The organism is Saccharothrix texasensis (genome assembly GCF_003752005.1).
GTDB classification, from domain to species: Bacteria; Actinomycetota; Actinomycetes; order Mycobacteriales; family Pseudonocardiaceae; genus Actinosynnema; species Actinosynnema texasense.
Genome location: NZ_RJKM01000001.1, coordinates 1,135,091 through 1,161,370, shown reverse-complemented (window position 1 = coordinate 1,161,370; position 26,280 = coordinate 1,135,091). Strand labels below are relative to the sequence as shown.

General features: G+C 73.3%; 18 protein-coding genes. 9 read left to right on the top strand and 9 right to left on the bottom strand.

Annotation, left to right across the window (positions count from 1 at the left end; translation table 11 throughout):
• Positions 1-21: 21 nt before the first annotated feature.
• The 8 genes from qhpG to EDD40_RS04480 form a co-directional block, all read right to left on the bottom strand.
• The gene (gene qhpG, locus EDD40_RS04515) at positions 22-1,371 is read right to left on the bottom strand and encodes a flavin-dependent monooxygenase QhpG (protein ID WP_123741765.1); all 1,350 of its coding nucleotides are present in this window, start codon (positions 1,369-1,371) and stop codon (positions 22-24) included.
• Positions 1,368-2,699, bottom strand: a complete 1,332-nt coding sequence (locus EDD40_RS04510; protein ID WP_123741764.1) for a radical SAM/SPASM domain-containing protein — start codon at positions 2,697-2,699, stop codon at positions 1,368-1,370. The genes qhpG and EDD40_RS04510 overlap by 4 nt, the downstream gene beginning before the upstream one ends.
• Positions 2,696-3,562, bottom strand: coding sequence for a hypothetical protein (locus tag EDD40_RS04505; RefSeq protein ID WP_123741763.1), 867 nt, complete (start codon positions 3,560-3,562; stop codon positions 2,696-2,698). Before EDD40_RS04505 ends, EDD40_RS04510 begins: the two co-directional genes overlap by 4 nt.
• The gene (locus tag EDD40_RS04500; RefSeq protein WP_123747756.1) at positions 3,559-4,950 is read right to left on the bottom strand and encodes a hypothetical protein; all 1,392 of its coding nucleotides are present in this window, start codon (positions 4,948-4,950) and stop codon (positions 3,559-3,561) included. The genes EDD40_RS04505 and EDD40_RS04500 overlap by 4 nt, the downstream gene beginning before the upstream one ends.
• The gene (locus tag EDD40_RS04495; protein ID WP_211348083.1) at positions 4,947-6,374 is read right to left on the bottom strand and encodes a ferritin-like protein; all 1,428 of its coding nucleotides are present in this window, start codon (positions 6,372-6,374) and stop codon (positions 4,947-4,949) included. The genes EDD40_RS04500 and EDD40_RS04495 overlap by 4 nt, the downstream gene beginning before the upstream one ends.
• Positions 6,375-6,700: 326 nt before the next feature.
• Entirely contained in the window at positions 6,701-8,824 is a 2,124-nt protein-coding gene (locus EDD40_RS04490; protein WP_123741761.1) for an ATP-binding protein, read from the bottom strand.
• Positions 8,825-8,911: 87 nt separating this feature from the next.
• Positions 8,912-10,411 carry an MFS transporter gene (locus EDD40_RS04485; protein ID WP_123741760.1) on the bottom strand — a complete coding sequence of 500 codons (1,500 nt, stop codon included), beginning with the start codon at positions 10,409-10,411 and terminating at the stop codon, positions 8,912-8,914.
• Between the two features lie 36 nt (positions 10,412-10,447).
• Positions 10,448-11,302 (bottom strand): NAD(P)-dependent oxidoreductase, encoded by an 855-nt coding sequence (locus tag EDD40_RS04480; protein WP_201440936.1) that lies wholly within the window; start codon positions 11,300-11,302, stop codon positions 10,448-10,450.
• Positions 11,303-11,495: 193 nt separating this feature from the next.
• Between EDD40_RS04480 and EDD40_RS04475 the strand changes: the two genes are divergently transcribed.
• Positions 11,496-14,660 carry an ATP-binding protein gene (locus EDD40_RS04475; RefSeq protein WP_246037404.1) on the top strand — a complete coding sequence of 1,055 codons (3,165 nt, stop codon included), beginning with the start codon at positions 11,496-11,498 and terminating at the stop codon, positions 14,658-14,660.
• 244 nt (positions 14,661-14,904) lie between these two features.
• Here EDD40_RS04475 and EDD40_RS04470 read toward each other — a convergent pair whose 3' ends face one another.
• Positions 14,905-15,789 (bottom strand): NAD(P)-dependent oxidoreductase, encoded by an 885-nt coding sequence (locus EDD40_RS04470; RefSeq protein ID WP_123741757.1) that lies wholly within the window; start codon positions 15,787-15,789, stop codon positions 14,905-14,907.
• Between the two features lie 305 nt (positions 15,790-16,094).
• Between EDD40_RS04470 and EDD40_RS04465 the strand changes: the two genes are divergently transcribed.
• From EDD40_RS04465 to EDD40_RS04430, 8 genes are all read left to right on the top strand, one after another.
• A complete protein-coding gene (locus EDD40_RS04465) occupies positions 16,095-17,651 on the top strand; it encodes an aspartate aminotransferase family protein (protein ID WP_170184940.1) in 1,557 nt (518 codons plus the stop codon).
• On the top strand, positions 17,648-18,901 hold the full coding sequence (locus tag EDD40_RS04460) for a cytochrome P450 family protein (protein ID WP_123741755.1): 1,254 nt from the start codon (positions 17,648-17,650) through the stop codon (positions 18,899-18,901). The genes EDD40_RS04465 and EDD40_RS04460 overlap by 4 nt, the downstream gene beginning before the upstream one ends.
• Positions 18,898-20,052, top strand: a complete 1,155-nt coding sequence (locus tag EDD40_RS04455; RefSeq protein WP_123741754.1) for an acyl-CoA dehydrogenase family protein — start codon at positions 18,898-18,900, stop codon at positions 20,050-20,052. The genes EDD40_RS04460 and EDD40_RS04455 overlap by 4 nt, the downstream gene beginning before the upstream one ends.
• A gap of 29 nt (positions 20,053-20,081) precedes the next feature.
• A complete protein-coding gene (locus EDD40_RS04450; protein ID WP_123741753.1) occupies positions 20,082-21,494 on the top strand; it encodes a flavin monoamine oxidase family protein in 1,413 nt (470 codons plus the stop codon).
• A gap of 31 nt (positions 21,495-21,525) precedes the next feature.
• On the top strand, positions 21,526-23,058 hold the full coding sequence (locus tag EDD40_RS04445) for a GMC family oxidoreductase (protein WP_211348082.1): 1,533 nt from the start codon (positions 21,526-21,528) through the stop codon (positions 23,056-23,058).
• A gap of 191 nt (positions 23,059-23,249) precedes the next feature.
• Positions 23,250-23,666 (top strand): YybH family protein, encoded by a 417-nt coding sequence (locus EDD40_RS04440; RefSeq protein ID WP_123741752.1) that lies wholly within the window; start codon positions 23,250-23,252, stop codon positions 23,664-23,666.
• A gap of 64 nt (positions 23,667-23,730) precedes the next feature.
• Positions 23,731-24,255, top strand: a complete 525-nt coding sequence (locus tag EDD40_RS04435) for a flavin reductase family protein (RefSeq protein WP_123741751.1) — start codon at positions 23,731-23,733, stop codon at positions 24,253-24,255.
• 11 nt (positions 24,256-24,266) lie between these two features.
• Positions 24,267-25,835 carry an acyl-CoA carboxylase subunit beta gene (locus EDD40_RS04430; RefSeq protein ID WP_425471329.1) on the top strand — a complete coding sequence of 523 codons (1,569 nt, stop codon included), beginning with the start codon at positions 24,267-24,269 and terminating at the stop codon, positions 25,833-25,835.
• Positions 25,836-26,280: the final 445 nt, after the last annotated feature.

The following is a 26,280-nucleotide window of genomic DNA, read 5'->3' as shown; positions in this document are numbered from 1 at the left end:
CCGTCGCGCGGTGGGCTCAGCTCACCGCGCGACCACCAGCAGCCCCGCGTCGAGCAGCCACTTCGCCGTCACCTCGGCGTGCCGGGCGGGCAGGTGGGCCGACCAGGTGCGGAGCAGGTCGGCGAGGGACGCGCTGCGCTCGACGCAGTCCAGCAGCGGTGCCAGCTCGGCGCCCCCGACGTGGGCGACGGGCGTGGCCAGGGCCGGGTGGGTCAGCGCCCGGCGCATCGTGACCAGGTCTCCCACCGGGCACGGGGTCGGCACGACGGCGGCGTCGGGGGAGAGCCGGACCGGGCGGTGCAGGTGCTCGGGGGCCAGAGGGGTGGGCGGCGGGATCAAGGGCGGCGGGGTCCGGGGTGGCGGGGTGGCCCGGCGACGCCAGAACGGTCGGTCGCGGTGGGGGCGGTGGCGGTCGTAGTGGGCGGCCGTCCACGTGGTGTGACGGGTCGCGGTCCGGTCCCGGCTGTCGCGGTAGAACGCGAGGGCGGCGGCCCGGTCACCGTCCGAGAGGACGGTGTGGACGGTGACCGCGGCGGCCAAGGCGCTGTGCAGCGCGCTGTCCACTCCGGACGACGTCAGCGGGTCGAGGGTGAAGGCCGCTTCGCCGATCTTGACGCTGTCCTCGGTGACGGGGTCGTCGTCGCGGTAGGCCGTGGCGTCGCAGACGGCGACGTCGAGCGACGCCGGGCGGTCCGCGAACAGGCCGGTGCTGTCCAGCAGCCGGTGGTAGAGGCGGTCCGGGCGGTGCGCGCGCAGGAGCTCGGCGTCGGTGAACGCCATGGCGCGGAACGTGCCGTCGGGCAGGGGCGCGCCCCAGCACCAGGTCTGCGGTCCCGTGCCGATCCGGGTCGGGCCGGCCCCGTGCCAGACGGCGTGCAGGGCGAGGGTCCTGGGTCCGGCGGCGGTGGTCGTGCCGCCCGAGACGCGGTGCCGCCCGCTCGCGTCGACCAGGAACCGGGCGTGCAGCGTCCCCCCGGCCAGGGGGATGTCCCAGCCCGCGCCGGTGCGCTTGGGGCGTCCGGCGCGGGACGGTTGGCGGACCTCGACACCGGCGGCCCGCGCGGCGGCCAGGAGGGCGTGGTCGAACCGCCCCCGGTCGACGGTGGCGGCACGGGGATCGGGGGCGACCAGGCGGGTCGTGGCGTCCTCCCAGCGCACCAAGGCGCCCGTGGACGGCAAGGCGTCGTCGAGGGCGTGCCCGAGGTCCAGCACGTCGAGCAGCGGCCGGACACCGGGCGACAGCGCCTCGCCCACGTGGGGGCGGGGGAACGGTCGGCGTTCGAGCAGCACGACCCGGTGGCCGAGGCGCGCCAGGCGCAGGGCGCACGCGGAACCGGCCGGGCCGCCGCCGATCACGCAGACGTCCGTCATCCGGTGAAGTGGTCCGGGCGCGCGGCGAGCAGGCGGCTGTAGACGGTCAGGCAGTGGTGCAGCCAGCCCCGGATGTAGTCGCAGGCGGGCCGACCGCGGCGGATCACCTCGTGGTGGCAGCCGCCGCCGCACAGGTACCGGGCCCAGCAGCCGCTGCACGGTTCCTGCCGGTGCACGTGGCGGTCGGTCAGCCAGCGGGCGCGCTTGACGTCGTCCACCCCGGTGGTCAGGTCGCCCATCGCGCCGTCCTCGTCGCCGACGAACCGGTGGCACGCCGCGAGGTCGCCGTCGGCCGACACGCCGAGGTAGCCCGCGCCCGCGCCGCACGGGTAGGGCCGGTGCGTGCCGCGGTGGATCTCCCGCAGCGCGGTGGCCAGGTTGGTGAACGGGTAGCGCTGCCCGGCGAGGACCCGGCGGAGGAACTCCTCGCCGCACGCGGTCATCTGCTCCAGCATGACCTCGAGGTCCGCCGTCGCCATCTCGCCCTGCCCGGTGGGGGAGCTGAGCATGGGGGAGAAGCCGATGCCGTGGAACCCGGCGGCGGTGAACTCGTCCAGCGTGCGCGGCAGGTCCAGGTTGAGCGGGGTGACCGTGACGCGGGCCGAGACCTGCATCCGGCGCTGCATCGCCAGCAGGGGCGCGACCCGGTCCATGACGCGCCGGTAGCTGCCGCGCCCGTCGCGGTGCGGTCGCAGCAGGTCGTGGCGCGCGCCGACGCCGTCGAGGCTGACCGTGACCGCGAAGCCGTGCGCCTCGAAGAACTCGCCGTCCTCGGGCGTGAGCAGGGTGCCGTTGGTGGTGATGGAGAAGGTGACCGGGATGCCGGTCCGCCGCGACACCGTGACGGCGTACCCGGTCGCGGCGCGCACGACCGGTCGGTTGATCAGCGGCTCGCCGCCGAGGAACGCGAGGTTGACGCGCTCACCGGGGGCGGCGTCGCGGAACAGGGTGTCCACGGCGGCGAACGCGGTCGCTTCCGGCATGTTCTTGGCGGGCCCGCCGAAGTCGCCCTGCCGGGCGTAGCAGTAGGTGCAGCCGAGGTTGCACTTCTGGGCGACGGCCAGCGACAGCGCCCGCACCGGCGGCGGATCCGGCGCGAGGTCGTCCACCTGGCGCGGCGCGTCGAGGCCGAGGTCGGCCAGGAGCACGTCCATCGCCCGCGGGTCGGGGTCGCGGCGCGCGGCGTCGATCCGGTCGTAGAGGGCCCGGCCGACGCCGAACAGGCGGCTGCCGTCGGCGACGAGCACGCGCGGCCCGGCGTCGGTGTCGAGCAGGTGGACGTCGGGGTGGACGGGGGTGGACGCCTCGAACAGCCGGCTCGCGGTCATCGGTCCTCCTGCTCGGCTTCGAGGTGCTCGGGCGCGTCGTTGCCGCCGACGATGAACCGCAACCTGCCCTGCCAGTCCTGGAACAGGTCGTCGTAGCTGACCAGCCGGGAGTCGTCGCGGCCGTCGAGCACGTACACGCGCGGCTCGCGGTCCTTGGCGAACCAGTGGTTGCCGGTGCTGGTGCCCGCGGCGGTGTCCTCGACGTTGACGTAGTCCGGCCGGCTGGCGGCCCAGTAGTAGCAGGCGCACTCGCGGTAGTCGTTCTGCCAGGGCGAGCACAGGCCGCGGGTCAGGTCGCCCGGCCCGGCCATCTCCTCGGCGATCACCGCGAGCGGGTCGCCGGTCTCCGCGCTCCTCGCGAACAGCGGCCTGACCTCCAGCTCCACCACCTCGAAGCCGGGGTCGGGCAGCGCCGCGGGCTTGCCGACCGGGTTCGGCGCGGGACCGCTGGTGAACAGGCACGGCACGCTCCGGCCCACGTGCTCGGCCAGCACGTCGGCCAGCGAGTTCGACCACTCCAGCATGGTCACGCCGTCCGGGTTGGTCGGCGTGGTCAGCGGCCAGGACCCGGCGCCGGGACGGGTCGGGCCGACCAGGCCGCCGATGACGTCGTGGCCGGCGACGGTCAGCAGGCGGCGGCCGACGAGCCGTTCGTGCCCCGGGTCGGCGGCCACGACGTAGTTGTCGGACTCGTGCAGCTCGATGCCGACCAGCAGCCTGCGCCAGATGTTGCGGATGTCGAACTCCAGACCGGGGAAGGCGTTGGAGATCGCCGACTCCGGCAGCGTGCTCGGCGGGTTGCCGGCGGCTCGGTAGTGCAGTTGCGCGGTGAGGTTCATCGGGTCGATGTGGTCGTCGCTCATCGCGGCACCTCGGGGTCGTCGGTGTCCTGCCGGAAGATCGCCTGCCGGGCCGCCAGTCGGACGAGGTCGACCTGGCGGCGGGTCAGTGCCAGTGACCGGCCGTCCGCGCCGCGCATCAGCGCCGGCATCTTGCGCCTGCCCTTGGCGGTCAGGTCGCCCACCTCGTCGTGGTCGCGCAGCACGTCGGCGAACCACGGCGCGGTGCCGCTGCGCAGGGCGGCGAGCACGTTCTGGTGCAGGGCGAGGACCGCGGCGGTGTCCACCAGGGACGGCGCCATGATCGGCTCGAACAACCTCCCGGTGTCGGCCGTGTCCTGCCGCACCATCGTGCTGGCCGCGTCGACCCGCCCGTCCACCGTGTTGCCGTTCATCACCTCCGTGTTCATCAGCCGCACCGTCTCGGTGGCCCGGCGCAGCACCTCCTCGGCCACGGCGCGGGCCTGCTCCAGCGTGTCGCCGGCGGTGGCCCTGGGCCCGGACAACGCCTGGTCGAGCTCGTCCGCGACGGTCCGGATCGGGACGGAGTCCGGCGCGTAGGCGGGCGGGCCCGCGCCGATGCGGCCGAACGCGGTCAGCTCCCGGCCCGAGACCTCGAGCTTGACGTGCACCAGGCCGTCGCACTCGTCGTCCAGGTAGCCCCGGCTCACCCAGGAGCCGTTCGGGCCGTCGTCGCCGGCGTAGATCTGCGCCGGGATCGTCAGCCGCGGGTCGCCCGCCTGGTCCGCGTGACCGCGCCACGTGCCCTTGGTGGCGTCGTAGAGGAAGTCGACGACGTTCGGGTCGGGGTCGGTGGGCCGGTCGGTGTACGCGGAGCCGTAGACGTGGCCGCCGGCGGGGGTGAACCGCAGGCGGACACCGGGGAACCCGGGCGTCGGCTGGAGGTAGCGCGCGTGGCCCAGCGGCAGGGACCGGCCCTCGAGGAAGTTGGGGCACAGCCCGTTCAAGGCGTGCGCGGCGTGGTCGCTGAACCACTCCGTGTCGGCGTCGATCCGGTCCCGGTCGTCGTAGGTGCGGCGCTGGATCTTGTGGTTGCCGACCCGGACCCGCCACCGCACGTCGCCCGGCGTCAGGCCGTTGAGGCGCAGCAGGTCGAGGGTGAGGGGCCGCAGCACGTGGTCGTCGGTCAGCGCCCAGACCTCCAGGAACGGCGCGACGGGGCGGACCTTGCCCTGCCCGTCGGTGAACCGCAGCTCCCCGGGGGTCTCGACGCCGGTGATCGCGCCGGAGGTCCGGTCGACGCGGAACGTCGGCGCCGGGCGCAGCCGACGCGGCGCGAGCGGCTGGTCGGGGTCGGTCTCGGCGGTGTAGTTGTCCATCGGCTCGACGGCCGCCCCGAGCCGTCCGACGGCCAGCGGGGGCAGGACGCGCAGTTCCTCGATCGACGTCATCGCGTGCACCCCTTGCGGCTGAGGATGTGCTCGACCTGCTCCAGCGCCCGCTGGTCGGACTCGCGCAGCGCGACCAGGTAGGGGTCGCCGCCGCACGACGGGTCGGTGCTCAGCAGCTGGTCGGTGAGCAACCGGGAGGCCTGCACCAGATCGCGTTGCAGCAGCCAGCGGTCGTGGTCGTGGTGCGGCAGTTCGAGGCTGTAGGGCATCTCGAACGGCGGCCCGGCGCGCGGGCCGTCCGGCGCGTCCCGCTCCAGCGGCAGGTCCACCAACCGCCCGGCGAGCGCGCGCAGGTTGTACATCTCCGCGAACGCCCGGTGCACCAGCGCGCCGCGCCCGGTGAGCACGCCGCCGTTGTCGACCGGGCCGGCGAGCCGGAACGCGTGGGAGATGTCGGTGAGCAGCATCCGGTAGCGCAGGTTGAACAGGTGGCCCCACAGCGCCGTGACGGGGTCGGTGATCGGGCTGGTGGTCACCTCCGCGACGCCCAGCGCCGCCACCTCCGACTCGTCGAGCCGGTGCTCGGTCACCGGGTTCTGCGCGACCGGCCGCGACACCAGCGCCTGGTCGCCCTCGGGCCACGCGGTCAGCTCCTCGTAGATGCCCAGGAACCGGTTGAAGTGGGAGGTCTCGTCCTCGAGGTCCGCGTCCGGCGCTTCGCCCTGCTCGCCGATCTCGTGCAGCGCCCGGCGCGCCGAGTCCCGCGAGAACACGCCGAAGACCAGCAGCTCGGGCGACTTGACGTCCGGCACGTTCCCGGAGTCCTGCCCGCGTTCACCCCGCGTGTAGCCGCGGCCCCACTCGTCCCAGGACGCCTGGTAGGGCAGCGTCCCGGCGTGGAACGACTCGTCCGGCAGGAACTCCTCGTCCTTCAGGATCGCGTCGACCCGGCTGTAGAGCGCGCCCACCCGGTTGACGTACTGCCCGGTGGACTCGAAGGCCACCCGCTTGATCTCGTCGGCCTTCGGGCCGGACCACGTCTCGGGGCTCTCCGCGACCACGTAGGCGGCCAGCGACGTCGCGCTGAACGGGCGCAGCGTGAACGGGAAGGGGTAGAAGTCCGAGCCCCAGGGGTAGTCCTCGCGGTCGAGGTTGACGGGCGCGCCGAGCGCGGTGAGCAGGTTCTGCACCGTGACGAGGTGGCCCATCTCCTCCTTCGCGATGCCGAGGACGACCTCCTGCCACCGGCGCACGTCGTCCCGCCGCGCCTCGGGCACCTGCGGCCCGCCCATCGAGTAGGCGGCGAACAGGTACTGGACCATCAGCGAGTGCTCGATCTCGGCCGCGACGTGCAGCAGCATGACGGTGTAGTCGCGCCAGTTGAACTCCGGCGGCAGGACCGGGCGCTTCTCCTCCGCGCCGAGCGACCCCGCCACCGACAGCGCCGCCACCGCCGGCGCCTGGTCCTCGAAGAGCTCCGGCACCACCGAAGCGAGATGCCTGTGCACCCTCGACCGCATGCCCTACCCCCGTCCCCGCCCGACTGAGGGGCGCACGGGCGAGAGTGCCGGCGTCCGGACGCCCCGCGCCCCCGTCACGGCCGACGCCAGTCGAGCCGGTGAACCCCCTCATCCGGCCGGGGCACCCGTGCTGACGGACAGTCGCCGGCATCACCCGTCGGGATCGGTGAATGGGATGCCCGGCCGGGTCGGCGGCGGGATGGCCGGGGTCGCGTGGAGAGGGGGCTCGGGTCGTCTGTCCGAGGAAGAGATCGACGACCCGAGGCCCGGGTGGACCGGAGCGTGGCCGGTCAGGCGCCGTTCGCGCCTGCCGGCAGCCCCGCCAGCGCCATGACGTGCGCGGCACGCCGGTCCGGACGCCAGAGGGCCAGGGTGGCGTTCTCCGGCTCGCGCCTCGGCCACGTGTCGGCGCCACCGGCGCCGAACGGACCGTCGTCCGCGGTCGACAGCATCACCCGCCGCAGTCGGTCGACGGTGCCGTCACGCGGTGGGTCCAGGGTGATGGACGCCGCGTGCGGTTTGCCGCCGCCCCAGCTCGGCCGCCGGTCGAGCAGCGAGGGGCGGGCGGACACGACCACCAGGAGCGGCACGGGGTTGTCCGAGTCCGCCAGGCGCTCCACCGCGTCGAGGACGTCCTCGCCCGCCAGGTGCACGTCGCGCAGCACCACCACCAACGGGTGGTCGCGGGCGACGAGCTCCACGAACCGCCGCCACGCCGTCAGCACCCCGGCGTCCGGCGACGTCGGGTCGAACAACGGCAGCAGCCGGGTCGCCAGCACGTCCGCCTCGGCCCGGCCCGCCGCGCACACGGCCGCCGCCAGCCGCGCCCGCACGGTGTCCGAGCCGTCCTCCGGCCGCGCACCGCAGCACCGGCGCAGCATGTCCGCCACCGCGCCCAACGGCTCGCCGTCCACGACCCGGCTGTCCAGCACCCGGACGCCGTCGACCGAGCCGGCGAACCGGTCCAGGAACCCGTCGGGCTCGCCCAGCACCGTCACCAGGTGCGGTGTCTCGCGGCGCAGCGTCCGGTCCAGCAGCCCGCGCACCACGGCCAGCTCGCTGTCGTGCTCGTCGGCGTGGCCGCGACAACCCGTGATCTCCCACGCGCCGTCCGCCGTCTCCGCGCCGTGGAAAGACGCGCCGGCCAGCTCCCTGGTCCGCCGGCAGATCCACACCGCGCCCTCCGGCACCGACGACAGCACCTGGTGGCAGTGGTCGACCAACGCGCCGTTCACGGTCGGCGGCGCGTCCGGCTCGGTCAGCACCAGCGCCTCACCGGTCGCCACCGCGATGTGCACGGCGAGGTCGCGGCTCATCCCGTCGGCGAAGCAGTCGCGCAGCGCCAACGCCGCCCGCACCGCCCGGGCCTCGTCGTCGCCCTGCGAGTACGGCCCGCCGAACACGGCCAGCGACGCCGAGCCGATGGACGTGGCCACCGTGCCGCCCAGCTCCTCGATGCCCGACCGCACCATCGTGGTCGCCGCGGCCAGCGCGTGGTCCACCACGGCGGGGTCGGCGTCGGTGACGCCGCGACGCGGCCGGACCCGCACCAGCGCCACGGTCAGGCGCCGCCGCTGAGCGCCCGACGACGTCCGGGGCGCCGGGATCGGCTCCACCGGCCGCAGGTGCCGCACCACGGCCCGCTCCCGTCCGGCGGGCAGCGCCAGCGAAGGGTCGTGCGTGAGGATGGCGTGCTGGAGCGCCTGCAGCGCCGGCCCGGGTTCCAGGCCCAGGTCGTCCACCAACGAGGTGCGCAGCCTGCTGTACACGGCGAGCGCGTCCGCGTGCCGCCCGCACCGGTACAGCGCCAGCATCAGCTGGCCGCACGAGCGCTCCCGCAGCCGTTCCGCCTCGACCATCGCCTCCAGCTCGCCCAGGACGGACTGGTGCCTGCCGCACGCCAGCTCCGCGTCGAAGTAGTCCTCCATCGCGTCGAGGCGGGCGTTCTCCACCACGGTCAGCTCTGGCCAGCAGATGCCGCTCTCCACGAGGTCGGCCAACGCCGCGCCGCGCCACGTGGCCAACGCCTCCCGCAGCACCTTCGCCGCCACCTCGGGCCTGCCCTGCTCGGCCCGGCCGCGCTCGGCGAGCTCGTGGAACCGGAACAGGTCGACCCGCGCCGGGTCCACCTGCAAGACGTACCCGGGCGCCTGGGTGGACAGCCGGGGCGCGCCCGGCCCGTCGCTCGACGACAGCGCGGCCCGCAGGCTCCACACCGCGTTCTGCAGCATCTTCCGCGCCGACGCGGGCGGGTCTTCACCCGGCCACAGCGCGCACAGCAACTGGCTGGTCGGCACCACCTGGTTCGCCTTGAGCAGCAGGAAACCGAGCGTGGCGCGCTGCTTGATGCCGCCGAGCGAGCTCGGTCGCCCGTCGTGCAGCACTTCCAACGGACCCAGTAATCGGAACTCCATGTTTGTTCCCCCAGCTGTTGTCGGACCGGCCGGAGCAGGTGTCCCGCCCCGGCCACCACGTCTGACGCGGCCTTGCCGAGTGAAACGTCAGGCGTTGCTCTTCTCCGCCACAGGCTCCTGGCCGGACGTCGAGGACGGGCGCACCAGCACCGCCGTCACCACCGCGATGGCCACCGTCGCCACCGCGCTGACCAAGCCGACGACGTTCAACCCCGAGGTGAACGCCGACCGCGCCGCCTCGACCACGTCCGCGCCGCCCACGGCGAGCGCGCCGGCCAGCGACTCCACCGCGTCGGCGGGCGTGCCCTCGGGCAGCTCGGACCGGTACACCGCGGTGCCCACGCTGCCCAGCACCGCGACGCCCAGCGCCAGGCCCAACTCCATGCTCGTCTCCGACATCGCCGCCGCGGACCCGGCCCGCGCGGGAGGTGCGGCGCCCACCACGAGTTCCGTGCCCAGCGCCATCATCGGTCCGATGCCGAGGTACACCACGACCAGCCCGGTCACGGCCAGTGCGAGGCCGCCGGGACCGTCCACGAACGCCAGCAGCAGGTAACCCGCCGCCGACACGACCAGCGCCGCCGCGACGAGCCGGCCCGCCGGGACCCGCCTGGCCAGCGCGGGCGCCGCCATGGACGCCACGATCATCGCCACCGCCGAGGGCAGCAGCCACAGGCCCGCGGCCAGCGGCGAGTGCCCCGCCACCATCTGCAGGTACTGCGTCACGAACATGTACACCACGCCGACGACCGCCAGACCCACGAGCAGGGCCAGCAGCGCGCCCAGGAACGCGGGCCGCGCGAACAGCCGGACGTCCAGCAACGGGTCCGGCAACGACCGCTGCCGGCGCACGAACACCACGGCGATCACCAAGCCGACCACGACCGCCGCGACCGCACCCGCCTCGACGCCGTCCGACGCCACGACCTTGAGCCCGTAGATCACCGGCAGGATCGCCGCCAGCGACAGCAGGACGCTCACCAGGTCGAGCCTGCCCGGCTCCGGGTCGCGCGACTCGGGCAGCAGGATCGGCGCGGCCACCAGCAGCAGCACCATCACCGGCACCGCGAGCAGGAACACCGAGCCCCACCAGAACAGCTCCAGCAGCGCGCCGCCGACCAGCGGGCCCGCCGCCACACCCGCCGAGAAGCAGGCCGCCCACACGCCGATCGCGGCACCGCGTTGACCGGGGTCGTGGAACATGGTGGTGATCAGCGCCAGCGTGGAGGGCATCAGCGTCGCGCCCGCGATGCCGAGCAGGGCCCGCGCGCCGATCAGCAGCGCCGGGTCGGTGGCGTAGGCGGCGGCCACCGACGCCACGCCGAACGCCAGCGCGCCGATCATGAGCAGCTTCCGGCGGCCGATCCGGTCGCCGAGCGTGCCCATCGTGATCAGGAATCCCGCGATCATGAACCCGTACACGTCGATGATCCACAACGTTTCCGCGCCGCTGGGACGCAGGTCCGCCCCCAGGTGCGGCAACGCCAGGTAGAGCACCGTCGCGTCCACCGACAACAGCAGGGTCGGTAACGCGAGCACGGCGAGCCCGAGCCACTCCTTGGCCCCGGCCCGTTCGGTGCGTTCCATGTGCTTCCCCTTCCAGCTCTAGGCAAGTGAGCGTGCTCAGTCGGAGTGCGGGTCGCGCAGCACCTCGATCAGGCTCGCGAACCCGTCACCCGCGTGGCCGCGGCGGATCGCCTGCTCCACCCGCGCGAGCAGGAAGCGCGGCAAGCCGTCGTCGACCCCGCCCGCGCGGCTCGCGGCGAGCAGGCGCTCGACCACCACGGCCTGGTGGCCGAGCGTCGTGCCGGGGTACTCGCCGAGGTCCACGCCGGCCGTCAGCTCGGGCACCGAGCCGACGACCCGCCGCAGCCACCGCGTGGCGTGCGGCAGGAAGTCGGTGGCGGCCAGGTGCTCGGTCGACACCAGCGAGAGCCCGTGCAGCAGACCGGCCCACGCGCTCCACATCACACCGAGCAACGCCACCTCGTACAGCGCGGGCAACCCGACGTCGTCGCCCAGGTAAGTGCAGGTGCCGCCCAACGCGGCCAGCGTCGGCTCGTGCTCCTGGTACAGCTCCTTCGGACCTCCGTAGAACGTCAGCGTGGTATCCGCACCCAGCTCTTCAGCGGTCGTGAGGATCGCGCCGTCGAGGTAACCGACGCCCCGCGACGCCGCCCAGGAGGCGGTGTCGCGGGCCTCTTCCGCAGTGCCTGCGGTGAGGTTCACGAGCACCCGGCCGGTGGTGTCGCCCAGCGAGTTGACGATCTCCCGCATCGCGCGGTGATCGACCACGCGAACGACCACCATCGGGCTCGCCGACACGGCTTCCACCAGCGTCGCGGCGCGGATCGCGCCGTTGGCCGCCGGCTCGTCGGGGCGTTGGTGGGAGCGGTGCCAGACCGTCGTCCGGTGACCCGCGTCCACGAACGCCCGGGTGAGCGCCGAACCCATCGGCCCGAGGCCGATCACCGTCACAGGCGAACGGTCGCCCGCCGTCATCTCCGCCCTCCTCATCATGACGTCACCACCCTCGCCGAGGCACCTCCCGATCACCTCTCGGAGACCTCTCGGGTCTCTCGGTGAGTGTTCGTGAGCACGCGCTTCGTGACACCTGACCTTGATCAGATCCCGTTATGGTGTGTTTGTGCGTTTCGGCATCCTGGGGCCCTTGACCGTCTGGACGGAGGACGACCACGTCGTCCCCGTCCCGGGGGTGAAGGCGCGCACCCTCCTGGCGTGCCTGCTGGCGCACGACGGGGAGGCCGTGTCGGCGGACCGCCTCGCCGACGAGCTGTGGGGCGACTCGCCGCCGAGCAACCTGGCGGGAGCCCTGCACACCAAGGTCTGGCAGCTGCGCCGGGCGCTGGAGGACGCCGAGCCGGGCGCGGGCGAGCTGGTGGTGTCCCGCCCGCCGGGCTACCTGCTGGACGTGCCCGCAGACGCGGTGGACGCGCGCCGGTTCGCCGCGCTGCTGGCCGCCTCGCACCAGACGGCCGACCTGCGGACCAGGGCGGCGGTGCTGGGCGACGCGCTGGCGCAGTGGCGCGGCCCGGCGCTCGCGGACTTCGCCGACGCCGAGTTCGCCCACCCGGTCGTGGCGAGGTTGGAGGAACTGCGGCTCACCGCGCTGGAGGACCGGGCGGAGGTGATGCTGGGCCTCGGCGAGCACGGGCTGCTGGTCGGGGAGCTGGGAGACCTCCTCGCCCGCCACCCGCTGCGCGAGCGGCTGCGTGCCGCGCACATGCGCGCCCTGTACGCCGCGGGCAGGCAGAGCGAGGCGCTGGCGAGCTTCGACGCCCTGCGGTCGGTGCTGGTCGGCGAGCTGGGGTTGGAGCCGAGCGCCGAGCTGGTCGCGTTGCGCCAGAAGGTCCTGGAGCGCGACCTCCAGCTCACGCCCATGCCGTCCCCGATCACGACCGCCGCCCGGCCGCTGACCAACCTGCCCGTCCAGATGACACCGCTGATCGGCCGGGACGCGGCGATCGGGCAGGTCCGGGCGCTGCTGGACGCCAGCAGGCTGGTCACGCTCAACGGCATCGGCGGCGTCGGCAAGACGAGGTTGGCGCTGGCCGCGGCGACCCGGGTCGCCGACCACTACCCGGACGGCATCTGGCTCGTGGAGCTGGCCACGCTGGAGTCGGCGGACGGCGTGGTGGAGGTCGTGGCGACGGTGCTGGGCGTGCGGGACGACGTGACCGGCGCGGGGCCGCCGATCGCGTTGATCACCCGGCTGGCCGACGCGCTGCGCACCAAGCAGTTGCTGCTCGTGCTGGACAACTGCGAGCACGTGGTCGAGCGGGTCGCCGAGGTGGCCGAGATGCTGCTGATGGCCGCGCCCGGCGTGCGCATCCTGGCCACCAGCCAGGAACCGCTGGGCATCGCGGGCGAGCGGCTGTGGACCGTCCCGCCGCTGACCCTCCCCGACAGCGACGGCGTGTCCACGGCCGTGGAGCTGTTCGTGGCGCGCGCGACCGCGGCGGCCCCGGATTTCGCGCTCGACGAGTCCACCGTGGACGCCGTGCACGCGATCTGCCGTCAGCTGGACGGCATCCCGTTCGCGCTGGAGCTGGCCGCGACCCGGGTGCGCGCGCTGGGCGTGCACGAGGTCGCGGGCCGCCTGCGCGACCGCTTCACGCTGCTGACCGTGGGCAGGCGTGGCGCACCCGCGCGGCAGCAGACCCTGCGCGCGGCGGTCGACTGGAGCTGGGAGCTGCTGTCGGACCGGGAACGCGTGGTGCTGCGCCGGATGGCGGCGTTCAGCGGCGGCTGCCCGTTGACCGCGGCCGAAGAGGTGTGCGCCGGCGACGGCATCAGGCAGGACGAGGTGCTGGACCTGGTGGCGCGGCTGGTCGACCGGAGCCTGGTGAGCGCTTCGGACGTGGCCGGAACGCGCCGGTACCGGCTGCCCGAGTCGGTGGCCGCCTACTGCGCCGAGCGGCTGCGCGAAGCGGGGGAGAACGATCGGACGCGGGCCCGGCACGCCGCCTACCACGCGGACTTCGCCGTGCGGGTGATGTCGCACCTGCGCGGACCCGACCAGCGCCGTTGGCTCGAACTCACCGATGTCGAGGCCGCCAACCTCCGGGTCGCCCTGGACACCGCGGCGCACCAGGGCCGGGCGGACCTGGCGTTGCGCACGGTCAACGCGCTGGCCTGGTACTGGTTCCTGCGCGGACGGCTCGGCGAAGCCACGCGGGCGTTCGCGGCGGCGCTGGCCATCGAAGGGCGCTGCGACCCGTCGGAGCGGGCGAAGGCCCTCGCCTGGCAGGCGGGGTTCAGCCTGCGCGCGGGCGAGTCGAGCTACCCGCTGGAGAACTACGACGAGCTGGCCGACGAGATCGCCGACCCGTTGGGCCGGGCCACGGCGCGCTGGTTCCTCGGGTTCGCCCGCATCGGGTACGGCGACCAGGACAGCAGCGAGAAGCGCATCGACCGGGCGTTGGGCGAGTTCCGCGCGTTGGACGACCGGTGGGGCACGGCGGCGGCGTTGGCCGCGTTGGCGACGCAGGCCGTGCTGCGCGGCGACCTGAGCACGACCCAGCAGTACGGCGAGGAGAGCGCCGGGCTGTTCCGCGAGATCGGCGACGGCTGGGGCCAGCTGCAGGCCGGTGACGCGCTGGCGTCGCTGGCCGAGGTGCGCGGCGACTACGACCACGCGGTGCGCGTGCACCGCGGAGGCCTGCGCATCGCCGAGACGCTGGGGCTGTGGTCGGAGGTGTCGACCAAGCTGTCCGGACTGGCGAGAATCGCGCTGCTCAAGGCCGATTACCCGCAGGCGCGCGAGCTGCACGAGCGCGCGATGCGGCTGGCCGCGGAGCAGAGCTTCACCTTCGGCGAGCAGTTCGCCGAGGTCGGGCTGGGGCTCGGCGCGCGCAGGGAGGGCCGGTTGGACGCGGCCGAAGCGCACCTGCGGCGCTGGCTGGACTGGTGCCGCCAGTTGGACGGCGACGTCGGCGAGGCGCTGATCCTGGCCGAGTTGGGGTTCGTGGCCGAGCAGCGCGGCGACGCGACGGCTGCGTTGGCGCTGCACCAGCAGGGGTACTCGGCGGCGAAGACCACCGGAGACCCCCGCTCGCTCGCGCTGGCCCTGGAAGGCCTGGCGGGCGCGCTGATGGTGGCCCGCCGCCACGTCGAGTCGGCCATCCTGCTCGGCGCCGCCACCGCCGCCCGCGAGACCGCCGGCGCGCCGCTGCCCGAGGCCGAGCGCGGCGACGTGAGGCGGATCGAGAGCACGTTGCGGGAAGCCCTGGGCGACGAGTTCGAGACTCACCACGCGCACGGTCGCGCGCTCGACCCCGTCACGGCGCACAGCCTGGTCGGCCGAGAACCCTGACGGCCGGGAGAGCGCTGCGGCGGCTCCGATCACGACCCTCGCCCTCAGGCCCGTCACACCCGGCACGGCGGTCCGCGTCGAGGGCGCGGACGAACCCGCGACGACCACCGCCGCGAACACAGCCCGCCAGCCGCCGGCCGCACCCGCGAACACCGTGCGCCCGGACCGCTCACTCGCCCGGACCCGGTCGGACCACCGGCGCACGCCCCGGTCGAGAGGGTGGGCGTGCGCCGTCGTCGGCCGGCTACTCGGGCTTGCGCAGCACCTCGAACAGCGCGCCGAACCCGCTGCCCGCGTGCCCGCGCTTGATCGCCTCTTGTGCCCGCTGCCTGAGGAACTCGGGCAGCGCGGCGTCCACGCCCTGGGCGCGGCTCGCGTCCACCAGGTGCTCGATCGCGATGGCCTGCATGCCGAGCGCCGAACCCTCGTCCGGGTAGTCGCCCGCGTCGACCTGGCCCGCGATGCCGGGCACCTCGGGCGAGACGACGTGCTCGAACCACGCCTGCGCGTACGGCAGGAACGCCGCAGCGGCGACGTTCTCCGACTTCACCAGGGCGAGCGACTGCATGAAGCCCGCCCAGGTGGTCCACATCAGGCCGAGCAGCGCCACGTCGTACAGCGACGGCAGTCCCACGTCCTCGCCCAGGTAGGTGCCCGCGCCGGCGATCGTGGCCAGGCTCGCGGAGTGGGCGTCGTAGACCGCCTTCGGCCCGCCGTAGAAGATCAGCGCCTCCTCGGAGCCGATCATCGGGGGGACGGCCATGATCGCGCCGTCCACGTAGTCGAATCCCCGTTCGGCGGCCCACTCGGCCGCCTCCCGGGCCTCCTCCGGCGTGCCGGAGGTCAGGTTGACGACGGTGCGACCCGAGAGCGCGTCGCCGAGCGGGTCGAAGAGCTCGCGCATCGCGTGGTAGTCGAGCACGCACACGACGACCAGCTCGCTCGCGGCCACCGCCTCGGCCGCGGAGGCGGCCCGGACCGCGCCCGCGGCCACCAGGTCGTCGGCCTTCTCGGGCGTGCGGTTCCAGACGGTGGTCGGGTGCCCCTCGGCCACGAAGGACTTCGCGAGCGCCGAGCCCATCGACCCCAAGCCGACCACTGTCACCGGTGCGCGGTTGTCCGAAGTCATCTGCAAGTTCTCCTCATGCTGTCCTGGTTCGACGGAGGGCGGGGTGGTGCTCCCCACCGTCGTTCGCCTACCGCCACGCCAGTCTGGCGCGACCCCCTCTCAGGCCGCTCTCCAACCGCTCCGCCACCGGCGAGAGGTCCGCCTCCGGGGCGTGCGGGTAATTGCCCGCTCATCGCCCGGTCATCGGCCGTTCCGGTGAACCCGCGATGACCGGCACCCCCTCCGACCTGCGATAGAACAGCGTCGCTCGCCGAAACCGCGGGCGCGGACCTCCACCTCACCATTCACCTCGATCGGAGTGAGAAATGAGCGCTTCTCCTGGTGCGCCCGAATTCGCGGACTCCTACCTCGTCGAAGTGCTGTCGGAGTTCGGGTTGGCGCTGAAGTACGTGCGCGCCGAGGGCAACACCCTCCACTACCTGGCCGACGACGGCAGCGAGGTCGGCGTCTTCGACGCCGCGAGCGGGTTCGGATCGCTGATGTTCGGGCACAACAACCCCGAACTGGTCGAGCACGCCAAGTGGCTGCTGGACCAGCAGACCCCCGTGCACGCGCAGTTCTCCGGCTACTCCTACGCGCTCGACCTCGCGGCCAAGCTGAACGAGATCATCCGCCGCGAGTTGAAGACCGACGACAAGTTCTACGGCCTGTTCGGCAATTCCGGCGCCGAGGCCGTGGAAATCACGATCAAGCACGCCGAGCTCGACCGCGGCATGCGGATCAAGGAGCTGAAGGAGGGCATCGAGGCCAACGTCGAGGCCGCCCGCTCCGCCATCGCGGGTGGCGCCCGCGTCTCCGAGGCCGCCGCCGGGCTCGCCGGCGGCGCGGACTTCGACCGGCTCGTCGCCGAGGTGCGCCGCCGCAACGCCGAGACCGAGGCCCGCCCGCCGCTGTTCCTCGCCCTGGAGGGCGGTTTCCACGGCAAGCTCGTCAGCAGCGTCCAGCTCACGTTCAACGAGGAGTTCCGCGGCCCGTTCAAGGCGCTCGCCGCGCAGGCCCGGTTCATCCCGCGCGACCGCCCGGAGATGATCGAGAAGGTCGTCGAGGAGGAGCGGGCCGCGCTGCTGGACGTCGTCGTGCAGGACGGCGTGGTCGACCTGGTCGAGCGCGACTTCCCGGTGTTCGCCGCGTTCCTGGTCGAGCCGATCCTGGGTGAGGCGGGCATCTTCCCGATCAGCCGCGAGCTGGCCCGGGCGCTGCGGGAGGCGTGCGACAGGATCGGCGTGCCGCTGGTCTCCGACGAGATCCAGTCCGGCATGGGCCGCTCCGGCACGTTCCTCGCGGGCACCCAGATCGACCTGAAGCCCGACTACATCATCCTGGCCAAGGCGCTGGGCGGCGGCCTGGCGAAGCTCGGCGTGGTGCTGGTCAACGAGCACCGCTACCGCAAGGACTTCGAGCTGATGCACACCTCCACCTTCGGCCGCGACGGCTTCTCCAGCCGTCTGGCGCTGAAGTTCCTGGAGATGCTGGAGGCCGACGGCGGCAAGGCCTACCAGCTCGCGGCCGAGCGTGGCGCCAAGGCCGTGGCGATGATGGAAGCGATCAAGGCCGACTACCCGGACGTGGTCAAGGAGGTCCGCGGCAAAGGCCTGATGCTCGGCTTCGAGCTGCACGACCAGAGCAAGTCGGCCGACCCGGAGATCCGCGAGGCGGTCGAGTACGAGGCGCTGGCGTTCGTCATCGGCGGCCACCTGCTGCGCAAGCACCGCATCCGCATCTTCTCCACCGCCTCCAACCTGGAGACGATGCGCTTCGAGCCGTCGATCCACCTCAGCGACGAGGAGCTGGCCCAGGTCGACGCCGGGTTCCGGGACGTGTGCCGGATCCTCCGGGACCAGGACGCGAGCAAGTTCGCATGACCAACCAAGTCGGCTACCCGGTCATCGACACGGCCGGGCGCGACATCCACGGCGAGTCCGAGCGCCTGCGCGCGCTCGGGCGCGCCGTGCGGGTGGAGCTCCCCGGCGGGGTGATCGCGTGGTGGGTCACCGACCACGCGCTGATCAAGCAGCTGCTGACCGACCGGCGGGTGTCCCGTGACACCTACCGGCACTGGCCCGCGTGGGAGAACGGCGAGAGCGAGCTGGCGCAGACGTGGTCGCTGGCGATGTGGGTCGCCGACCGCAACATGATCACCGCGTACGGCGCGGAGCACACCCGGCTGCGCAAGCTGGTGGCCAAGGCGTTCACCGCCCGCCGCACGCAGGCGATGCGCCCGCGCATCGAGGCCATCACCGAGGAACTGCTGGACGGGCTGGCCGAGGTGCCCGCGGGCGAGGTCGTCGACCTGCGCGAGCGGTTCGCCTACCCGCTGCCGGTTCGGGTGATCTCCGAGCTGCTGGGCATCCCGGACGAGATCCGCGGTCCGCTGCTGCGGTCCGTGCACGAGATCATGGACACCTCCGCCTCGCCCGAGCAGGTCAAGGCCAACGAGCTGGAGCTGTACCGGCTGCTGCACGAGCTGGTCGCGATCAAGCGCACCCGACCCGGCGACGACGTCACCACCGGCCTGATCCAGGCCCACGACGAGGACGGCGGCCACCTCGGCGAGCGCGAGCTGGTCGACACCGTGCTGCTGATGTTCACCGCGGGCCACGAGACGACGGTGAACCTGCTCGACCAGACCATCGCCCTGCTGCTGACCCACCCTGGACGGCACGCCGCCGTGCTGGACGGCTCGTCGGCGTGGGAGGACGTGGTCGAGGAGTCGTTGCGGCTGGAAGCGCCGTTCCCGAACCTGCCGCTGCGCTACGCCGTGGAGGACATCGACCTCGGCGACGCGTTCATCCCGAAGGGCGACCCGATGGTGATCGCCTTCGGCGCGGCCGGCCGTGACCCGAAGGTGCACGGCGAGGACGCCGCCGAGTTCGACCCGACCCGGCCCACGCGTCGCGACCACCTGGCGTTCGGCCACGGCGTGCACCACTGCCTGGGCGCGCCGCTGGCCCGCCTGGAGGCCGCGGTCGGTCTGCCCGCCCTGTTCGCCCGGTTCCCGCGGCTGCGGCTCGCGGTGCCGACCGAGGACCTGCGCCCGTTGGGGTCGTTCATCTCCAACGGCCACGAGACGTTGCCCGTAGTGCTGACCCGAACCGGGGAGGAAACGCCATGAGCGAAGTGCTGGACGCGGTCCGCGACATCGTGCCGAGGCTGCGCGAGAACGGCGCCGAGGCTGAGCAGAACCGCTGGATTCCCGAGGAGAACGTCGACCTGCTGGACAAGGCGGGCGTGTTCTCGATGGCGGTGCCGCGCCGGTTCGGCGGCCTGGACCTGCCGATGGCGGAGCAGATCGCCGTGCTGACCGAGATCGGCCGCGGCTGCGGCTCGACCGCGTGGACGGCGGTCGCGTGGGTGTCGAGTGCCTGGATGGCCACCCTGTACCCGGACCAGGCGCAGGACGAGATCTTCGCGGGCGGGTCGGTGCGCATCTCCGGCGGCTTCACGCCCACCGCGAAGGCCACGCCGACCGAAGGCGGCTACCTGCTCAACGGCTCGTGGCGGTTCAACACCGGCTGCCGGGGCGCGCACTGGGACCTGCTGGCCGCCATCGCCGAACACCCCGACGGCACGGAGGAGGAGGTGTTCGCGATGGTGCCCATGTCGGAGCTGACCATCGCGGACGACTGGCACGTGTCCGCCGCGTCGGGGACCGGCAGCTCCACCACCACGGCCAAGGACGTGTTCGTGCCCGCGCACCGCGTCGTCACCGGCGAGGATGCGCTGACGGAGGGGGTCGCCGGCCGCACGCCCACCGCGCAGGGCCGGGCGTACAGCCTGATCAGCTACGTCGTCGCGGAGTCCGTCGCCGCCTACATCGGCATGGCCAAGGGCGCGCTGGAGGTCTTCCTGGAGCGCCTGCCCGGCCGCGGCCTGGCCTACACGTCGTGGACCGACCAGCGGCAGCACCCGTTGACGCAGCACCGCGTCGCGCTGGCCGCCAACAAGATCACCGCGGCCGAGGCGCTGTCGGCGTCCTACGTGGACGTGCTCCAGCGTCGCGCCGACGCGGGCGAGCAGCCGACGTGGGACGAGAAAGCGGCGGTCCGCGGCCAGGCGGGCACGGCGATCCTGCTCGTCAAGGAAGCCGTGGAGGCGCTCCAGACCATCGCGGGCGCGTCGGCGCTGAGCAGGTCCGCGCCGTTCCAGCGCTACCACCGCGACCTGCTCGGCCTGACCACGCACGGCCTCATGTCACCCGACATGAGCTTGGAGGTCCACGGGCGGGTGCTGGTCGGCCTCGACCCCGAGACCCCGTTCCTGTAACACCGGATGCCACTGGGGGCACGAGAAACATGAGTCAGTCGGTCAAAGCCGCCGGCCCTACCCGCCGCGGCTTCCTCAAGGCGCTGGCCACGACCGCCGTCGTGGGCAGCGCCCTGCCTCCCGCCGTCGCCTCGGCGGCGGGCAGCGGCACCCGGTCGACCCACGACGTGATCGTCGTCGGCGCCGGGTTCGCCGGCGTCACCGCCGCCCGGGAGCTGCGCCGCCGCGGCCTGCGGGTGCTCGTGGTGGAGGCGCGCGACCGGATCGGCGGCCGGACGTGGACGACCACGTTCGAGGGCGAGCAGGTCGAGCTGGGCGGCACGTGGGTCGACCCGTTGCAGACCACGGTGTGGCGGGAGATCGAAGCCCAGCGCATCGGGTTCGTCGCCGACGGCGCCGCCGAGCGGACGCTCTTCCCGACGGAGAACGGGTTCGGGTTCTTCCCGCCGGAGGAGTCGTTCGGCCGGCAGGGCGAGCTGCTGACGCGGTTCAGCGAACGCGCCCGCGAGCTGTTCCCCGACGCCTACAACCCGTTGGCGCGGGCCGACCTGCTCCGGGCGCCGGACGCGCTGACGATCCGGCGGCACCTGGACTCGATGAACCTGTCCGCGCTGGACGAGAAGTGGCTCACCGGGGCGACCGGCGGCCTGGGCGGCGCCTCGACGCGGGGCGCGTACACGCAGTTCCTGCACTGGTGGGCGCTGTGCAACTACAACGCCGAGCAGTACTACGGCATCAACACCTACAAGCCGGCCACCGGCATGAACGGCCTGGCCCGGTCGATCCTGGCCGAGGCGCAGGCCGAGGTGCTGCTGAACACGCCGGTGAAGTCCATCGCCGACGACGGCCGGCAGGTCACCGTGCGCACGGCGGCGGGTTCGGTGCACACAGCGGCAGCGGTGGTCGTGGCCGTCCCGGTGAACGTGTGGCGCACCATCGAGTTCGCGCCCGGCCTGTCGACGGCCAAGCTCCAGGCGTCGCAGGAGACGTTCGGCGTGCCGAACGCCAAGAAGCTGTGGCTGCACCTGGCTTCCTCGATCGGGAACACCTACGTGCACGCGCCCGAGGGCTACCCGGTGGACACCCTGGTGCCGTACAAGCAGACGTCCCGGGGCTGGCTGATGATCGGGTTCAGCGGCGAGCCGCGGCTGGACGTGAACAACGCCGCGCAGGTGCAGGAAGCCGTGCGGCTGATCGTGCCGGACGCCCGGGTGCTGTCGGTGAAGGGCCACGACTGGGGCGGCGACCGGTTCGCGCTCGGCGGCTGGTCGTTCCGGCAGCCGCGACAGCTGACCGGCCTGCTGCGCGCCGTGCAGCAGCCGCAGGGCCGGATCTCGTTCGCCACCAGCGACATCGCCTCCGGGTGGAGCGGTTACGTCGAAGGGGCGATGGAGTCCGGTCTGGTGGCGGCGAAGCAGGCGGCGGTCCGGGTGGCCCGCTGACGCGTCTAACCCGTTCGTGGGAGGAGTTGCCGTGGTGGAAGCGGAGGAGTTCGACTACGTGGTGGTGGGCGCGGGCTCGGCGGGCTGCGTGGTCGCGGCCCGCCTGACCGAGGACCCGGCCGTCACCGTCGCCCTGGTGGAGGCGGGCGGTCCGGACGACCACCCGGCCATCGGCGTGCCGCTGGGCGCGCTGGAGCTGTTCGGGTCGGAGGTCGACTGGGCGTTCACCACCGCGCCGCAGCCCGGCCTCGGTGGACGGGAGGTGCCGTGGCCGCGCGGCCGGGTGCACGGCGGCTCGTCGGCCACGAACTTCCAGATGTGGGTGCCCGGCCACGCGGCCGACTTCGACGACTGGCACCCGTCGTGGTCGTGGGAGCGCGTGCACCCGTACTTCCGGCGGGCGGAGCGCTGGGCCGGTGAGCGCGAGGCCGGTCCGGAGTTCGGCACGACGGGTCCGCTGTGGATCTCGCCGCAGCGCGATCCCGACCCGAGCAGCGCGCGGTTCCTCGACGCGTGCGCGGAAGTGGGCCTGAAGCCGGTCGAGGGCGGCCTGGGCGGTCCGGACAACACCGGATGCGCCTTGACGCCCGTGACGCAGCGCGAAGGCGTCCGGTGGAGCTCCGCCGACGCCTACCTCAAGCCCGCTTCGGGCCGGCCGAACCTGACCGTGCTCAGCGGGCGGCGGGCGGAGCGGATCATGCTCGATCGGGACGGTCGGGCCACCGGCGTGCGGCTGGCGGACCGCGCGGTGACCGCCCGGCGGGAGGTGGTGCTGTGCGCTGGTTCGGTCGGCTCGCCACACTTGCTGCTGCTGTCCGGGATCGGGCCTGCGACCGAGTTGCGCGCGGTGGGCGTGACGCCGCGCGTGGACCTGCCCGGCGTGGGTCGCGGGCTGCACGACCACATGATCCTCGACCTGGCCGTGCACGCTCCGGCCGCCACCCGCTTCCTCCAGGACGGCCGCGAGCAGTACGAGCGCGACCGGACCGGGCCGTCGAGCTCGAACATCGGCGAGGCGGTCGCGTTCCTGCGCGCAGACGGCGGCGACGGGCCACCGGACGTGGAGCTGATCTGGTCGCCGATGGCGTTCTCCGACGACGGCGACCCGATCCCCGGCTACACGGTGGGCGTGGTGCTGCTGCGCCCGCGCAGCCGGGGACGGCTCGCGCTGGTGTCGGCGGACCCGTCCGTGCCGCCGGTCATCGACCCCGGCTACCTGACCGAGGAGGCCGACGTGCGCGCGTACGTCGCCGGGGTGCGGTTCGCCGAACGGGTGCTGGGCACGGCGGCGTTGAGCGGCCTGCACACCGGGCCGGTCGCGCCGTGGCCCGCGGACGACGCGCTGGTCGACTACGTCCGGGAGCGGGCGAGCACCGTGTTCCACCCGGTCGGCTCGTGCCGGATGGGCGACGTGGTGGACGAACGGCTGCGGGTGCGCGGCGTGCCGGGGTTGCGCGTGGTCGACGCATCGGTGATCCCCGAGGCGCCGCGCGGGCACACCCACGCCCACGCCGTGATGATCGCGGAACGGGCCGCCGGACTACTCCGGGAAGACCGCGGCTGACCCCACCCGGCACGACCTCCGACGACCCGCGCGCCACCCGGCGCGCGGGTCGTCGGCGCATTACCGGGCGGACCGCGCGGTTGATTGCCAAATGAGCGGCCAGTTATTCCGCGGTGGGTGGGCCGGCTGGTCGCGCCATTAGCGTGTCCGGTAGCCGATGCGGAATCCGTGAGGAAAGCGAGGACTCTCCCATGACCGCCCAGATCGACTTGCAGAACATGGACCTGACCGACGACCCGGACGTCCAGAACGACGTTTTCCTGGCCGCCTTCAACTCGGGCCAGGGCGCCATCTTCGACAGCCTCTACCGCGACGACTCGATTTCGAACCTGTCCGGCGAGCCGCTGACCGGCCAGGCGCGCACGGACGCGATCACCGCGCTGCTGGCGACCAAGCCGAAGCTGACGTCCAAGGTCAGGGCCAACTACACGGCGGGCGACACGTCGCTGATCATCGTGGACTACGACCTCGAGGTCACCAAGCCCGACGGTGGCAAGCAGCGCATCCTCGGCAAGTGCACGGACGTGCTGGTGCGTGGCGAGGACGGCAAGTGGGTGATGGCGGTGGACCGCCCGGTCGCCGACAGCGTCGAGGACATCCAGGGCTGAGCCGCACGCGCGGACCGCGTCGTCCGGCGCGGTCCGCGCCCTGTTCGCGGGAAGGACGTGTGCGATGGAACTGGCACCCGAGCTGACCGGGGTGTCCCCGACCGAGATGCGCTCCACCCTGGCCCGCTTCGCCACCGGCGTCGTGGTGCTGACCGTCGGTGGTGAGCACATGCACGGGATGACCGCGAACGCGTTCAGCTCCGTGTCGCTGGACCCGCCGCTGGTGCTGTGCTGCGTGGCCCGCACGGCGGTCATGCACGACGCGATCACCGCGGCCGGGCACTTCGCCGCCTCGATGCTGCGCGGCGACCAGGAGACCAGCGCTCGCTGGTTCGCCGCCCGCGACCGGCCCCTGGGACCGGCCCAGTTCGACGAGGTCGACTGGGTGCCCGGCCCGGCCACCGCGGCGCCGGTGCTGGCCGGTTCGTTGGCGTGGCTGGAGTGCGAGCTGGCCGACGTCCACGAGGCGGGCGACCACTCCGTGTTCTTCGGCCGGGTGCTGGGCGCCGGCCGCGGCGACGGCCCGGCGGGGCTGCTGTTCTTCGACGGTGCGTACTGGCAGGTCGACACGAGCGAAAGGCGACGATGAGCATCTCCGAGATGGACGTGCGGCCGGCCGTGCGCCCGACGTCGCCGCCACCGCCGCGCACCATGCGGGCGCTGCGCGACCGGCGTGACGAGCTGGCCGGTCGCATCGGCCTGGGTGACCGGGTCGCGGTGGAGCGCCAGCACCGGCTGGGCAAGCGGACCGCGCGGGAACGGCTGGAGCTGCTGCTGGACCAAGGCTCCTTCGTCGAGGTCGACATGTACCGCCGGGGCACGACCGGCGCGCACACCGACGGTGTGGTCGCGGGCTCCGGCACGGTGGACGGACGCCGGGTGTTCGTCTACGCGCAGGACTTCACGATCTCCGGCGGTTCGCTGGGCGCGGGCCACGCCGAGAAGATCCACAAGGTGATGGACATGGCGGTCGCCACCGGGTCGCCGATCGTCGCGTTGAACGACAGCGGTGGCGCGCGCATCCAGGAAGGGGTGATGGCGCTCAACGGCTACGGCGGCATCTTCCGCCGCCAGGTCGAGGCCTCCGGCATCGTCCCGCAGATCAGCGTGGTGCTGGGGCCGTGCGCCGGCGGCGCGGCGTACTCGCCCGCGCTGGCCGACTTCACGTTCATGGTGCGCGAGACCGCGCAGATGTACCTGACCGGGCCGGACGTGGTGAGGGCGGTGAGCGGCGAGCGGGTCACGCACAACCAGCTCGGCGGCGCGGACGTGCACGGCTCGCTGTCGGGCGTGGCGTCGTTCGTGCACGACGACGAGGAGAGCTGCCTGGCCGACGTGCGCTACCTGCTGTCGTTGTTGCCCTCGAACAACCTGGAGCCGCCGCCGTCGTGCGAGCCGCCTGACGGGGACGACGACGTGCGGCCCGAACTGGCCTCGCTGGTGCCGGTGTCGCCCAACCAGCCCTACGACATCCGGGCCGTGATCGGCGAGGTCGTGGACGACGGTGACCTCCTGGAGGTGCACGAGGGCTGGGCGGCCAACGTGGTGTGCGCGTTCGCCCGGGTGGGCGGCGAGGTCGTCGGCGTGGTCGGCAACCAGCCGCTGGTGCTGGCGGGCGTGCTGGACACCGCGGCGTCGCAGAAGGCGGCCCGGTTCGTGCGGTTCTGCGACGCGTTCAACATCCCGCTGGTGACGCTGGTGGACGTGCCGGGCTTCCTGCCGGGCACGGACCAGGAGTACGGCGGCGCGATCCGGCACGGCGCGAAGTTGCTCTACGCCTACTGCGAGGCCTCGGTGCCGCGGGTGCAGGTGATCCTGCGCAAGGCCTACGGCGGGGCGTACATCGTGATGGACTCGCGGTCCATCGGCTGCGACCTGTCCCTGGCGTGGCCGACCAACGAGATCGCGGTGATGGGAGCGGAGGCGGCGGTGAACGTCATCCACCGCAAGGAGCTGGCCGCCGCCGCCGATCCGGACGAGCTGCGACAGGTGCTGGTGGCCCGTTACGCGGACGAACTGGCGCACCCGTACTACGCGGCCGAGCGCGGCCTGGTGGACGACGTGATCGACCCGGCGCAGACGCGGGCGGCGGTGCGCCGGGGGCTGGAGATGCTGCGCGACAAGCGCCGCCGCAGCCCGGCCCGCAAGCACGGCAACGTGCCGCTGTAGCCGGGCGGCGGGAGGTCGAGGTCGTCGGGCGGCTGGCCCGGCGACCTCGACCTCGTGCCCGGTGGTGGGGTCGCTGACCAGCCGGACCGGGAGGTTCGACACCGGGATCGGCGCCGATCGTCGAGCTTCACGACCGCCGTTCCCAGGACTTCGTCCCCGGTCGGTCGAGGACGCCGACGGCAGCCCGCACCAGGCGGACCGGCGCTGCGACGGCCCGGTGACCGAGTCGCGGCAAGAGCTGCCACCGGTCCGGGTTCCCGAGCGCTCGGCGGACTGCGTCGACTCGCAACGCGCGACCGGGTGAGGGCGTTGCCGGAACGGCCGGACGCCGAGAGCCGCGAGTCGGGCACGTCGCTGTTCGGTCCAGTCGGGCGTTCCGGGTGTTCCTCGGTGTCCTGAAGAGCCGAGAACGGCCCACCGACCGGGGGGACGCGGTCGGTGGGCC